Genomic DNA, 13,904 nt, shown 5'->3' on the forward strand with positions numbered 1-13,904 from the left:
CGTCGGTTACATGCCGCTCGAGCAGGCGCCGGCGGATACCGCGCCTCCGGCTTCCGCTGCGATGGCCGCGTGCGCCGAATCGGTCTGCTCGTGCGCGTGGTAAGAGCTGCGGACCAGCGGGCCGGATTCAACGTGCCGGAAGCCCCGCTTCAGTCCTTCTTCCTTCAGTTTCGCGAATTCGTCGGGATGTACGTACCTCACGATCGGCAAATGGTTCGGCGTCGGCTGCAAATATTGGCCGAGCGTCAAAATGTTCACGTCTACCGCCCGCAAATCGTCCATCGCCTGCAAAATTTCGTCGTATTCCTCGCCGACGCCGAGCATAATGCTCGATTTCGTCGGAATTTTCGGCTTCATCGCTTTGGCGCGCGCCAGAAGCTCGATCGAGCGCTTGTATTTCGCCCTTGCGCGGACGCGATTCGATAGACGCTCGACCGTCTCGATATTATGGTTCAGGATGTCCGGATTCGCGTCCATAACGGTCTGCAGCGCTTCCTCGTTGCCGAGGAAATCCGGAATGAGCACCTCGACGCGGCAGAACGGCAGCCGCTTGCGGATCGCGCGGATGGTCGCCGCGAAGATCGAAGCGCCTCCGTCCTTCAAATCGTCGCGCGCCACGGAAGTGACGACGCAGTGCTGAAGCCCCATCTGCTCGGCGGCTTCCGCCACGCGTTCCGGCTCTTCCAAGTCCAGCTCGGTCGGCATGCCCGTCTTGACGGCGCAGAACCGGCATGCCCGCGTGCAAATATCGCCCAAAATCATGAACGTGGCGGTGCGGTTCGCCCAGCATTCGTAAATGTTCGGGCAGCGCGCTTCCTCGCAGACGGTGTGCAGCGTCTTCGTGCGCATCATTTCTTTGATCTCGGCATAGTTGCCGTCCGTTGTCAATTTTATGCGAAGCCAATCCGGCTTTTTTAGCTTTTCCTGCTGCTTCATGAGGCATTACCTGCTTTCACGTTCATTTATGAATCTTGCCACTCCTGGGCTTATTATAACATGTTTCGGCTGGAAATAGCACTTTCTTAGGAATACGATTCCAATCGCCCGTTTCGGATAAAAACCAATGATTTGCAAAACCTATCGCTATAACCGCCATGGCTTTTGAAAGGGTGATGCGATTGAAACTGACGACTATTGCGGCGACGATTGCCGCGGCCTCCCTGCTTCTCGCCTCTCCCGCCGGCACCGCGCTTGCGAGCAGCCGCGCGCCGAAGACGGAAGCGGCAGCCGGGCCGGCGGCCGCGAAGCCGAATCCGCTCGCGGAGCAAAAAAAACTGTACGACAAGCTGAGCGCCGTAACGGATATTCCGTGGCACTGGATCGCGGCGATCGATCAATACGAGCGCTCGATGTCCAGGGCGAAGCCGAAGGCCAGGCCAGCGCTCGGCAGCACCGTCGGCGTGTTCATCGATCAAGAGAAATGGGCGGGCCCGCTTAATCCAGACGCGGAGGACAGCATGCCCGCTTCGATCCGCTGGTTCAACGGCATCGGACGCGACGGGGACGGCAACGGACAGGCGGAGCGCACGAACGATTTCGACCTGCTCTACTCGCTTGTAAGCCGCATCGCGTCCTATGGCGTATCGGACGACGATTTCTCGATCGGGCTTTGGGAATACTACCAGAACAGCCGGGCGGTTCAGCGCATTCAGCAATTTTCCCGCATCTACGCCGCATTCGGCGAGCTCGACCTGTTCGAGCATGCATTCCCCGTGCCGCTATCCGCGAATTACGCTTACCGCAGCACTTGGGGAACGGGGCGCAGCTGGGGCGGCCGCCGCATCCACGAAGGGACGGATATTTTCGCGGGCCACGGCGTTCCCGTCCGGAGCACCTGCTACGGCATCGTCGAAGTGAAGGGCTGGAATCCGTACGGAGGCTGGCGGATCGGCATTCGCGATTTGAATAACTTCTACCACTATTACGCCCACATGTCCGGTTACGATAAGACGGTCGGTATCGGCGACGTCGTGAAGCCCGGTCAAGTCGTCGGCTGGGTCGGCAGCTCCGGCTACGGCAAGCCGGGGACGCAGGGGAAGTTCCCTCCCCATCTGCATTATGGCGTCTACAGCGACCGCGGGCTGATCGAATGGTCCTTCGACCCTTTCCCGATGCTGAAGCGATGGGAGCAGGAGGAGCGAAAGCGGCTCCGTGCCAAAAAATAACCAAACAAAACGACTTTACCGCCCGCTTTCGCGGATCCGGTAAAGTCGTTTTTTTTGTTCCTTTACAATATTTTATCGTGCAGTTTACCGGGATCGTACACAATTTTGGTAATTTATTTTGAACGTGTTAACCGATCTCGCTGTTGGTTAACGCTAATTCGAAAACGGGAGGCAAGCGGAAGTGCGAAGCAGGATGAAAATGATTGTTGGTCTGTTGTTGTTTTGTATGCTTTTTTCCCCGATATCAGGCGTAGCGGCCGTCGCGGAAGAGCTGCAATCCGGAGAGCCGTCAGGAAGCTTGGAAACGGTATCGGCCGGAGCGTCCATAGCGGGCGAAGGAGGAGGTGAGGCCGCGCATGCGCCCCGGATTCTCATAACGGAGCTTTTACCCCATCCGAATGGCGATCCCCGCAAAGGCAGCGGAAATCAGTACGAATTTTTGGAGCTGTACAATCATTCGGACGACATGCTCGATTTGTTCGGCTATACGTTGTGGTATTTGTATCCGAACGCGACCGCCCCGAAGAAATGGGTCATCCCGGTACATACGCAAATCGAGCCGAGAAGCGCGGCGATCCTTTGGTTTGCCAAGGAAGCGATCGCGGACGGTTACGGCACCGCCAGCGACTTTAACCAGTTTTTCGGCACGGTGCTGCCAGAGAGCGATATCATCCAATACGATAATAGAAACACGACCGATTTCAACTTGCCGAACGCCGAGAACCGCGGACTCGGACTATCGAGCCCCGAACAGCCGGATGCCATGATCGTGCAAGCCTGGTACGATTCCAAAACGGCGAGCAGCCCCGACAGGGCCGTAAACGATGTCCGCAACTCGGTCGTCCGTTATTCCTATCCGGAGGACGGCAATACGATGCGGCGCCTCGATACGCGCCCCTATCCGAATCCGGGCGTCATCGACCCCGGTCAAGTACCGGCAGCGGACGTCGGGGGAGCCCCGGTCATCGACCACACCCCCGTCCCTTCGGTGAACGTTGGAGAGGATCTCGCGATCTCCGCGAGCGTGACGGATCCGGACGGCGACCCGCTGAATGTCGTTCTGCAATACAAGGCGGAAGCTGGCGGCAATTACAGCCAGGCGCCTATGACGGTTGCCGGCAGCGTCTACGCTTACGCCATTCCGTCCGATGCCATTACCGGCAGCAAAGTTTACTACCGGATCGCGGCGGGCGACGGCGTGCATCAGACGGTATCCGCGGAATACGAAACGATCGTGAGCGGCCGGCCGGCCGCGCAGGCGCCGCGCATTCTCATCACGGAGCTTCTGCCCCATCCGTTTGCCGATTACCGGACAGGCGGAGGCAACCAGTACGAATTCGCGGAGCTGTACAACAATTCCGATGAAACGCTCAATCTTAAAGATTACACCTTATGGTACTTGTATCCGGGCGGAGGTACGCCGAAGAAGTGGAAAATACCGCAGGATACGGCGATCGAGCCTTATTCGGCGGCCGTTATCTGGTTCGCCAAGGAAGCGGTCACGGCCGGCTTCACGACAACCGCGGATTTCAATACCCACTTCAACACGTCACTGACGGACGAAGATATCGTTTTCTATAACAATGCGGCTTCCAGCGACTTCAATCTGCCGAACGCGACGCATCGCGGACTCGGCCTGTCGAGCGCCGGGCAGCCGAACGATCTGATCGTGGAAGCCTGGTACGACTCCACAAGTCCGGGCAGCCCGGACCGGATGGCGGCCGAGGTTCGCAATACGGTCATCCGCTTCGCTACTCCGGCGGAAGGCAGGACGATGCAGCGTATCGGCACCCGGCTGTATGCCAATCCGGGCAGCATCGATCCCGGCCAGGTTCCCGCGGCAGCGGGAGTTGACGCGGTTGCGCCGACGCTGACGCACGATCAGCCGGCTTACAACATCGCCAAGAATGAGCCGTATACCGTTACGGTGACGAGCGACGAGCCGCTGAACGCAAGCAAATCGAAGATCGTCTACGGACGGATCGACAGCGGCGAGGGCGCATTCGCCGATAGCGCGTCCTTGCGGCTGGTGTCCGAACAAGGAGATTCCTATGTGTATGAAGGCGCGTTAACCATAGCCGAGACCGGCAACTACAGGTACATGATCGAGGCGGAGGACGAAAGCGGGCATTCGACGCGTCTGCCGTACAATTCGCTTGGCGCCCCGCTTACGGTTAACGATTCCGTTCGCCAAGCCGTACTGCCCGAAATCGGGCTCTCCGTCGAGGAAGGGGCGATGGTTCGCGGCACCGCGAGCCTGTATGCGCATGCCGGCGATGCCGGAGCGGAGGTCGAGGTTGCGTTCGGCGGTACGCCGCTTTCCCTGAGGCGCGCGCTGCCCGGCTCCGTTCAATTCGGGCTGCAGGGCAAGGGGATCGACCAAATTTACCAGTCTTCCCTGAGCGCGATCAAGCCTGACGGCGAGATGAACTATTTTGCGCGACTGCTTCCGAAGTATGTCGAAGGCGCCTGGACGCTGGAAGAGATGGATCCGTCCTATTTCGTAGCCGACAATATCGTGTCCGTTCACGCGGGCAACGAGAACGCGCCGTACGACGTGGAGTCGCACGACAAGTTCTACGGCATTAACAATCACGATGATTTTGACGTTAAAAACATCCATCTGGCACTCCCGGACGGAACGCTGGTCAAACCGGATTTCATGGTGAACTATTCCGGCGAGCGCAACGCAACCCAGTCTCCTTATCTTGAAAATGCGTACTTCGCGATCGGGGACGGCAACGCCCAGAAGGCGCTCATCAGCGAATTCCATTTCCCGATTCCGGACGGTAAATACACGTCCAAATATGCGGAAATCGATACGACGGGCTATGCCGACGGCAGCTATCCGGTCGCGATGAAGATCGGGCAAAATCCGATCGAAACGGTACAGGTGACGGTCGACAACACGGCGCCCGTCTTGCAAGGCATCCGAATCGGGGATGGGCAATGGCTGACGGACGGCATGAAGCTGAAAGGAACCGTCCGGCTGGAAGCGGAGGTGTCGGACAACCTGACCGGCATCGCTTCGGTCGAAGCCTCGCTGGACGGACAAAGCATCGTTCTCCCTTATGAGACGTCCTCGGTCGCGCTTGCGCCGGGCAATCATACGCTCCTGGTGAAGGCTGCCGATGGCGCGGGGAATGTGATCGAATCGGCTTATTCGTTCGTCGTCGAGGACGAGCGGCCGCTTGAGCCGACAGACGTCAAACCGGCCGATTTTGCAAGCAACGTGCCGCTGAACGCCAAGCTGGAAGCGACGTTTGCCGATCCGACGGGCGATAAGATGAAAGTGGATTTCTTCAAGGGCGATAAATTCGACTTTGCCCGCACGGGCGGGATGAAAGGATTCGTCCACGTGGCGGACCGCGAGCCTCCGCTTGCGATCGCGCCTGCTGGGGAGAACGGGATGGACGCGGCCGAGTCTGCGAAAGTGAAGGCGCCGGACGGCGACTACCTCGTCACCGATTCGCAAAGCGGGTTCCCCTATCATCGGTTCGAAATCGAGGTCGGGGATATTGCCGGCAATACGGCAGCGGAGCTGTACTGGAAAGGCCGGACGCTTCCGGGCCGGATCGTTACGCTGTATGCATGGGATTACGCGGATAGCAAGTGGGTTGCGCTTAAGCGGCAAACCGGCGTGTCGGAGAACGAGGACATCGTGCTTGCCGCGGAGGTTCAGCCTGACCGTTACGTAAGGGACGGCGTCATTGAGGCAATGGTTCAGGACGAGGTGAAGTCAGCGAACGATCCGTTTACGCTTCTATGGTTCACGGATACGCAATATTATGCGGAATCGTACCCGGATATTTTCGATAAGCTGGGCGACTGGATTCCCGAAGAGTATGAGAAAGGCAGCTTCAGTTACGCCATTCATACCGGCGACGTCGTCAACGTCGCGAACGACGAAGCCCAATGGGCCGTCGCAGACCGCAATTTGAAGAAGCTGGACGACGCGAACGTGCCGTACGGCCTTCTTGCCGGCAACCACGACGTGATCCTGGACGGCGTCAATTACACCTATTTCGGCAAATATGTCGGCGCTCACCGATATGAAGACAAGCCTTGGTACGGCGGGCAAATGAACGACAACCAGAATCACTACGACCTGATTTCGGTCGGCGGCCATGACTTTATCATTTTGTACATCGGCTTCGGACTTGAAAATACCGAGGAGACGGTAGCCTGGGCGAACGAGGCGTTGAAGAAGCATGCGGACCGCAACGCGATCGTCGGGCTGCACGCCTACCTGGAACCGAACGGTACATTGTCCAACATGGCGCAGCAAGTATACGACGAGATCATCGCGCCGAACAAAAATGTGCAGATGGTGCTAAGCGGCCATTATCACGCCGCGAAGCGCGTCGTCAAAACCGTCAAGCACGAGGACGGGACGGAACGCCAGGTGCTCGAAATTCTCGCCGATTATCAGGGCGGACCGAACGGCGGCGACGGATACCTTCGTTATCTGCATTTCGATCCGGTTGCGGAAACCGTCGATGTCCGAACGTATTCGCCCGTTCTGGACGACTACAATTTCTTCGAGGACGACGTTGACAGCTTCACGGAAAGCTTCGACCTGCGCGATATTGACAAACGCGTGTCCACGGACTACTTCGCGGTCAACCTGTATACGGAGGAGAAGCTCGGCAGCCGGGCCGACGTCAATTCAGGCTCCGCCGCTTCGGTCATGTGGAACGGCTTGCTTCCGGGGCAAACCTACTACTGGTACATGAACATCGCCGATGAATTCGGCGCCGAACGGCGAAGCTCCATTTACCGCTTCGCAACGGAGAGGACCGGAGGACCGGGAGGAAATCCGGGAGAAAACCCGGGCGGCAATAACGGCGGAGCGGCTGGCGGGACGGACGGCAGCGGGGCCGGCGTCATTCGGGTCGAGCCGCAATTGAGCGGCGGAAAAGCGGTGCTGACCGTTTCGGACAGCGCGCTTGCGGAAGCCTTCGGGCAAGCGGCGCCGGACGGCGCCGGCGTGGTCACGATCGCGATCGAGGCGTCCGCGGCATCGCTTGACGGCGCGGATGCCATCTCCGTCGTCTTGCCGAGCGATTATTTGACCTTGACGGACGCCGTCCGGCAGATCCGAATCGCGACGCCGCTCGGAGAAGTGACGCTGCCATCCGACATGCTGGGCAATGATGCCTCCGTAGCAGGCAAAAATGCGGAGCTGACGATCGAGGCGGTCGACCGTTCCGGGCTGACGGACGGCGCCAAGGAAGGCGTCGGCGGACGGCCCGCGATCGACATCGGCCTTCGATTGAACGGACAGCCGGTCGAGTGGACGAACGAAGCGACGCGGGTAAGCGTGTCCGTTCCGTATGCGCCGGCCGCCGGGGAGAACGCGGACAATCTGGTCGTCTGGTATCTCGACGGCAACGGCGGGATCGAGACGGTGATCAGCGGCAAATACGATGCGGCCGCCGGTGCCGTCACCTTCGAAACGGAGCATTTCAGCACATACGCGGTCGCCTACAAGCAGCTGGCGTTCGGCGATGTCGGCATAAGCGCCTGGTATCATAAAGCCGTCAATTACCTTTCCTCCAGGGAACTGGTCAACGGAATGGGAGACGGGCGATTCGCGCCGAATGCGAACGTTACCCGTGCCGACTTTCTCATGATGACGATGAACGCGCTCGGCATCGAAGCCGAAGCCGGCGAATCCGACACGTTCCTCGACGCGGGCGACAAATATTACTCGCCTTATCTGGCAACGGCCAAACGGCTGGGTATCGTTAACGGCCTGGAAGGCAATCGGTTCGCACCCGAGCAGTCCATCAGCCGCCAGGATATGATGGTCATGCTGTATCGCGCGTTCAACGCGTCAGGCATTGACATTTCCGTCGTGAAGCAAGTCGGCCTGGGCAGCTATTCCGACGGAGAAGCCGTCTCAGGCTATGCGACCCAAGCCGTAACGGCGATGCTTCAATCGGGCCTTGTCCAAGGCAGCGGCGACAAGCTCGAGGCCATGGCGGTCACAACCCGGGCGATGGCGGCTCAGACGTTATACAATTACTTGGCGAGCCGTTAACGGGATCGAACAAGCAGAGAAACAGAGTCTTTAGAAATATCGGCAAACAAGCAAGGGCCGCCCTCGGTAGAACGTTCTACTCGAGGGCAGCCCTTGCTTTCGTTTACGGTTTCGATTGGATCGGATTCTCCGTCAGTTCGGCTTACTCGCCGGCCGAATTGCCCGTTTCGCCCGGCGGGATTTCCGGATCAGCCGAGTTACCCGACCCTTCCGCCGGTACTTCCGTTGCCGGGCCCGAGTGATCCAAATCTTCGTTAGACGGGCCGGAGCCGGCATTTCCGCCGCTTCCCGGGCTCGTCGTGACGCCTTCCCCCGTTCCTTGGCCGAGCGGAACCGATATGTTCGGCGCTTCGGCCGCCGATTCGCCGACCGGCCTGCCGGTGCCGTCGTAATAATACATCGGCACGTCTCCGACGACGAGCAGGTACGAGATCGGAATATCCGTCTCCACCAGCTCCGGCTCGGTATCGAACGGAATGATGATCGTTACCTCCGCCACGATCCGGATATACACCTCGACGAGAATCATGTTGATCCCCGCGTCCTTCTGGCGGGTGCTGAGGTCCACCTTCACCGCCCCGACCGGCTCGAACTTGACCGGCACCTTCGGTCCGAACGAGGAAATGATCGCGCTGTTCAGCGCGTGGCCGATCGGAATATGCTCGGGAATGCCCTTCATTTCGTTCAGCGTATTCTGAACGGTGTTGATCGTCTGCGAGGTGATGCTCATATGTTCGGCGTAGTTCAGCATGAAGCCCGATATTTTGCCGTTGCCGTTCATTTTCCAATCGATCAGCTTCTCGGAGTTGGAGCGCTGCGCGACCTGCTCGGTAATCGCCTTGTTGATCGCCTGCGTCGCCACCTGCTTCACCCGGATCTTCGCGATATTCATCATGGGCGGCCGCAAATTCCGCTCCACGTAAACAAAGGATTGGATCGAAAAGATCATGCCCGCAATGACGATGACGAGAAGAAAAGTCCGCCGCCTCATGCGCGGCCTTCCCGGTCTCGCTCCCCAAGCGCCGCCCGCTCCGCCGCTGCCGCCGGCCGCGCGGCTTGCCGGAGCTGCGACGGCCCGTCTGGCCCTGCGCTTGCCGCCGGAGCCAGGACGGCTCATCCACCGCAGCGAAAACGAGGGCGGGCTTCCCCATTTTTTAGGCGGCGAGCCGGACGACGGGGAGCTTCCGCGGCTTCCCCAGCTGACCGTTCTTGTTCTGGAAAAAGGACGGCCTGACCATAGCTGCGTCCGAATACCGCCAAACGGACGAAACCGCCAGCCCTTCCTGCCCCATTTTGCCAAATCCATCCCCTCCCGCATATCCTGTCCGCTTCCCCTACCCATTCTTATGCGCAACTTGGCCAAAAAAGAAGATCGCCGCGCGAAGGGAGCCCCCCTATTGCAGCGGATACGCAGCACGGGTATAATTCCCATTAACATTCATTAGGGTAAAAAGGAGGAGACGCGATGACGGGGCAGCCGGATATGGAAAAAATCAACCGAAAGCTCGGAACGGACGATATCGTCGAACGGCTCAGCGACCGGATATCGGGCAGCGAATTGAACACGCTTCTGCTGAAGGTGTTCCAGGAGAAGACGAGGACGTCCACGCCCGGCGATTTGCTGCGCCGATTCGGCGACAACCGGTTCGTGCAGCCCGCGCACGCCGACCCGCGGCGGCTCAAGCGGCTGGAGCTCGACCTGCTCGACATCGCTTCCCGCCACGGCGCCGAAGCGCTTCAGCTCTCGCCCGTCGCACCGCTCGGCTGCTCGTCCGTGGTGGCGCCGGCCGACCAGAACAAGACGATATCCGCGCTGCGGGGAACCGAGGTCGTCTCGGACGCTTCGAACGTGTTGGCGCTGCACGCCTGCGAGCTGATTCGAACGGGCCAAAGAAGCAACAAAGACGAGTTTATCCGACTATGCGCGACGCACAGGCACGTGCGGTCCCAATATTTCGGAGACGCGCCGGGGATGCTCCCGCATTTCCACGTGTTCTGCATGGTGACCTCCGGCATCGACAAAGGCTCGTACGGCTTCGAAATCCATGCATTCCGGGAGCATGTCGCCGTATACCGGGACATCTTCCGCTCGCTGCTCGAATCGGACATCGAGATAAGCCTGAGCGAGAGAGGCGGCTACAAGGACGCGGCCGGGCTGATCGAGCGAATCGCGAGGCGCGGCGAAGAGGATGAGGAACCGGTCGCCATTAGCGTAGCGGAGCCGAATGCGGATAACCGCTATTATGACGGTCTCCAGTTCACGATCAAAGTCAACAACCGGGGAGAGAGCTTTCCGATCGGCGACGGCGGATTCGTCGACTGGCCGCAGCGTCTGTTAGGGAACCGGAAGGAGAGGATGCTCATCAGCGCGATCGGACTGGATCGGCTTTTGTCGTATATGGGCTAGCCTTGCTCGAAAAACAATAAAGAGAACGGGGGCCGCCCTTGGGCCGCCCTCGTTCTCTTCTTCTTTTCTTCCGAAACATCGCCTATCTCGCAGCCTGCAGAAGCGAACGAATATAGGCGATATTGTCCCGCAGAAGCGCTTCGGACGGAGCGGAGCCGCTGAAATCCTCGAAGCTGAGCCAGCCGTCGTAGCCGATGGCCTTCAAGTCGGCGATGACCTGCGGCCAGTGAACGACGCCTTCGGCGACCGGCGACCACGACGCCTTCCATAACGGACCGTGCGGCGCGCTTTCCTCGCCTGCGGCCGGCTGAGGCGCATCGGTTCGAACCCAGGCCGCGTTTTTGATGTGGACATGCCCCAAATATTCGCCCAGCGCCTCGAGTCCGAGCTTGTACTGCTCGAAGCCCTCGTACACCATATTTCCCGGGTCGTAGATAACGCCGATAAGGTCCGGGTCAAACCCGTCCACGAGCCTGCGGGCGGCGGATGCGCTTGGCGCGATATTGCCGAAATGAACCTCGATCAGCCCTTTTACCCCGTAAGCCTTGCCCAGCTCCTGAACGCCGTTCAAGTAAGCGCGTCCCTCCTTGAGCAAATCGGCATAGCTGCGGCTCCGGTCGTACCCGGGCACGCCTACCCGGATCGACGGCGCGCCGAGAAGCTTGGCCGCTTTCATCGCTTTTTCCGTGGCGTCGAGGTCTCCGGCTTGAATATAGGCGGCCAAATTCGGCACGGCCAGCCCGGTCTCGTCTGTCAACCGTTTGATCGAAAGCAGCTCCTCCTCGGAGGACGACGCGTCCACGGTCGAGAGGTTGTTGCCCCAGAAAGAAGGCTTGTCGCCGCGTTTGGCCGGATCGACTCTCGTAAACCGCCATTCGACGCCTTGATAGCCATATTTGCGGAGGAGGTCCGCGGTCGTCTCTAACGAACAATCAGGAAGCATAACGGTGAATACGGAAAATTTCATACGCCACCTCGTCATGGGATAAGTTTTGAATGCTCCCTTATCGTAGCATATCCGGCCGGTCCGCTCTTCGATCAGCTTTGCCTAATCTCGCCCCGCACTTGACTGTAGTTGTTATTGCTTCCTCCCTTGCATTCCGATAGACTTGAAAGAAAAGGAACGATTTCATTGAAGGAGATTTCGCATGGCCATTAACCGTCGCCTCAACACCGACAACGATTTCGAGGAGGTTATCGAGACGCAGCGGCGCATCCGCGTCTTCCGGGACAACCAAATCGTGGACGCCGGCGCTGTCGTCGTCCGGTTCGACGACAGCGTCGTCGTCACGCAGTCCGGGGTAAGCGATATCGCCTACCACAATCGGCGGGACTGCGAATTTTTCGAGCTGAAGAAGCGCTAGGAAGGCGGCGCATCAAGCCGGCTGTCCCGCAAGCGGGTTTTCTCTTCGGATAACCGGCTCAAAAGTAATGTAAACGATAAAATCAGGGCTGTCTCACCGATCATTTCATGATCATCGGAGACAGCCCCTTCGTATAATTAAGTCAACCTGAGATTATTGGCTGGCCTTTATTGTTATGGCTTGCTTGCTTCGAGCATGTTCATGATCGCCGTTACGGCTTCCGCTCTCGTCGCCGTATCGTTCGGCGCGAACTTGTTGTTCACGCGCCCCTGCACGATGCCTTTGGCGCTGACCGCTTTCACCGCGCTCTTCGCCCAGACCGGAATCGACCGGTCATCCGCAAAGCCCGTAACCGCGCCGGCTTCCGGTTCAAGCATCATCGCCTTGGCGAGCATGGACACCATCTCGGTCCGCGTTATGCTCGCCCCCGGCCGGAAGCTGCCGTCCGGATACCCGCTAACGATCTCGGCCGTAACCGCTCTCGAGACCGCTTCCTTCGCCCAAGCCCCGATCTTCCCCGCATCCGTGAAGGTTAAGGAGGCTCCTTCGCCTTCGGCATCCAGCGCATTCATGAGCATAACCGCGAATTCCGAGCGCGTTACCGTAAGGTTCGGCTTGAACATGCCGTCCGGATACCCCTTAACGATTCCCGCGGCAACCGCCGCTTCTATAGCAGCCTCCGCCCAGTGGCTTGCGGTGTCGCCGAAGAACGCATCTTCGGCGGCTATATCCTGCGTGCCGATCGTTTCGAACCATTGTTTAACCGTATCGAAATCGTCCGAAAAGGCGAGCGACAGCATCAGCATCATGCGGGCATGCTGGGGATTCAGGTTGTCGCCGGCGATGATGCCGTTGCCGCCGCCGTCAATTGAACCCGAGCCCGTCCGCGTCGTCGACACGAACGTAACGCCCTGTTTGATCGCTTCCGTACGCGCGGCGCTCATCTTGGAGGAGATGCCTCCTGCGCCGGTTCCGGCCGTGACGATACCTTTGGCTCCGTCTTCGACCAACGCGCGAATCGCTCCGCCGCCCGCTTCTTGATAGTTATAAACGATCTCCACCATCGGGAGCTCATCCTTCGATATTGTCCTCAAATCGAACGGCGTCGCCCAATCCGGTTGTCCCGCCTTGAGCGCGCGCGCGTTCATCCGGTAAATGCGCACAGCCGGATCGTCGACGTACCCGAGCGCGCCGAACATCGGCGTCTCGAACGTATCCATACGGTGGGCGTTCGACTTGGTCACTTCGCGCGCCGCGTGAATGACGTCGTTCAGCATGACCACGGTGCCGAACCATTTGGTCTTATTGCTGCCCGCTACTTTAATCGCTTGATAAAGGTTGGCGGGGCCGTCCGACCCTATGACATCCCAAGGCCGCATCGCTCCCGTCACGACGACGGGCTTCTCGCTGCGGACGGTCAGATCGAGGAAATAAGCGATTTCCTCCATCGTATCCGTTCCGGTCGTTACGACGGCACTGTCGTAAATCGCAAGCGCTGCGTCGACGGCAAGGGATAGATCGTACAGTTCCTTTATTGCATATCCGCCCGAACCTTTATTTCCGAATTGGAACGTCGAGACGTCCGCCGTCTCATGCGTCGGCAGTTGCGCAACCATATCCGCCATTGGATAAGTGCCTGCCGCGTAATTTTGGAAATTCGTCTTATCCCCGTCTCTAGCGGCCCCCGCAATCGTACCGCCCGTTGCGACGACGATGACGTTCGGCAGCGGCGAGGCGTTATGGGCTTCCGATACCGGCGGTATAGCGAACGTCGGCAGCGCCTGCGCCGCCTGCTCCGCGCGGACGGAAGCGTCGTAGCCGGGCAATAAGGCGCCAAGAAGCGCTAAGGCAAGGAGCGGAGCAAGAAGCTTTCGCCTGCCATTCAAGTGAAATAGTACGATCATATCCGCCAACCTCCCGTC

The 13,904-nt window shown here is 59.1% G+C and carries 8 protein-coding genes; 4 read left to right on the top strand and 4 right to left on the bottom strand.

Annotation, left to right across the window (positions count from 1 at the left end; genetic code table 11):
- Nucleotides 1-6: 6 nt before the first annotated feature.
- Nucleotides 7-936 carry a lipoyl synthase gene (gene lipA, locus IDH41_RS04305; RefSeq protein WP_190858610.1) on the bottom strand — a complete coding sequence of 310 codons (930 nt, stop codon included), beginning with the start codon at nucleotides 934-936 and terminating at the stop codon, nucleotides 7-9.
- A gap of 176 nt (nucleotides 937-1,112) precedes the next feature.
- Here lipA and IDH41_RS04310 point away from each other — a divergent pair, with 176 nt between their 5' ends.
- Nucleotides 1,113-2,165 (top strand): M23 family metallopeptidase, encoded by a 1,053-nt coding sequence (locus tag IDH41_RS04310; RefSeq protein WP_190858732.1) that lies wholly within the window; start codon nucleotides 1,113-1,115, stop codon nucleotides 2,163-2,165.
- 193 nt (nucleotides 2,166-2,358) lie between these two features.
- Nucleotides 2,359-8,211 carry an S-layer homology domain-containing protein gene (locus IDH41_RS04315; protein ID WP_190858612.1) on the top strand — a complete coding sequence of 1,951 codons (5,853 nt, stop codon included), beginning with the start codon at nucleotides 2,359-2,361 and terminating at the stop codon, nucleotides 8,209-8,211.
- 142 nt (nucleotides 8,212-8,353) lie between these two features.
- On the opposite strand, the gene yunB is transcribed toward IDH41_RS04315, so the two are convergent.
- Nucleotides 8,354-9,511: a sporulation protein YunB gene (yunB, locus tag IDH41_RS04320; RefSeq protein ID WP_223829440.1), complete on the bottom strand. Its 1,158-nt coding sequence runs from the start codon at nucleotides 9,509-9,511 to the stop codon at nucleotides 8,354-8,356.
- A gap of 165 nt (nucleotides 9,512-9,676) precedes the next feature.
- On the opposite strand from yunB, the gene IDH41_RS04325 reads away from it, so the two are divergent.
- The gene (locus IDH41_RS04325) at nucleotides 9,677-10,618 is read left to right on the top strand and encodes a hypothetical protein (protein WP_190858613.1); all 942 of its coding nucleotides are present in this window, start codon (nucleotides 9,677-9,679) and stop codon (nucleotides 10,616-10,618) included.
- Nucleotides 10,619-10,700: 82 nt separating this feature from the next.
- Here the strand turns inward: IDH41_RS04325 and IDH41_RS04330 are convergent, their stop codons facing one another.
- Nucleotides 10,701-11,585 carry a sugar phosphate isomerase/epimerase family protein gene (locus IDH41_RS04330; RefSeq protein ID WP_190858615.1) on the bottom strand — a complete coding sequence of 295 codons (885 nt, stop codon included), beginning with the start codon at nucleotides 11,583-11,585 and terminating at the stop codon, nucleotides 10,701-10,703.
- A 181-nt stretch (nucleotides 11,586-11,766) separates the two neighbouring features.
- Here IDH41_RS04330 and IDH41_RS04335 point away from each other — a divergent pair, with 181 nt between their 5' ends.
- Nucleotides 11,767-11,982, top strand: a complete 216-nt coding sequence (locus tag IDH41_RS04335; protein WP_190858617.1) for a hypothetical protein — start codon at nucleotides 11,767-11,769, stop codon at nucleotides 11,980-11,982.
- A 173-nt stretch (nucleotides 11,983-12,155) separates the two neighbouring features.
- On the opposite strand, the gene IDH41_RS04340 is transcribed toward IDH41_RS04335, so the two are convergent.
- Nucleotides 12,156-13,886, bottom strand: coding sequence for an asparaginase domain-containing protein (locus IDH41_RS04340; RefSeq protein WP_190858619.1), 1,731 nt, complete (start codon nucleotides 13,884-13,886; stop codon nucleotides 12,156-12,158).
- Nucleotides 13,887-13,904 lie beyond the last annotated feature (18 nt).

This window comes from Paenibacillus arenilitoris, from assembly GCF_014705655.1.
Taxonomy (GTDB): Bacteria; Bacillota; Bacilli; order Paenibacillales; family Paenibacillaceae; genus Pristimantibacillus; species Pristimantibacillus arenilitoris.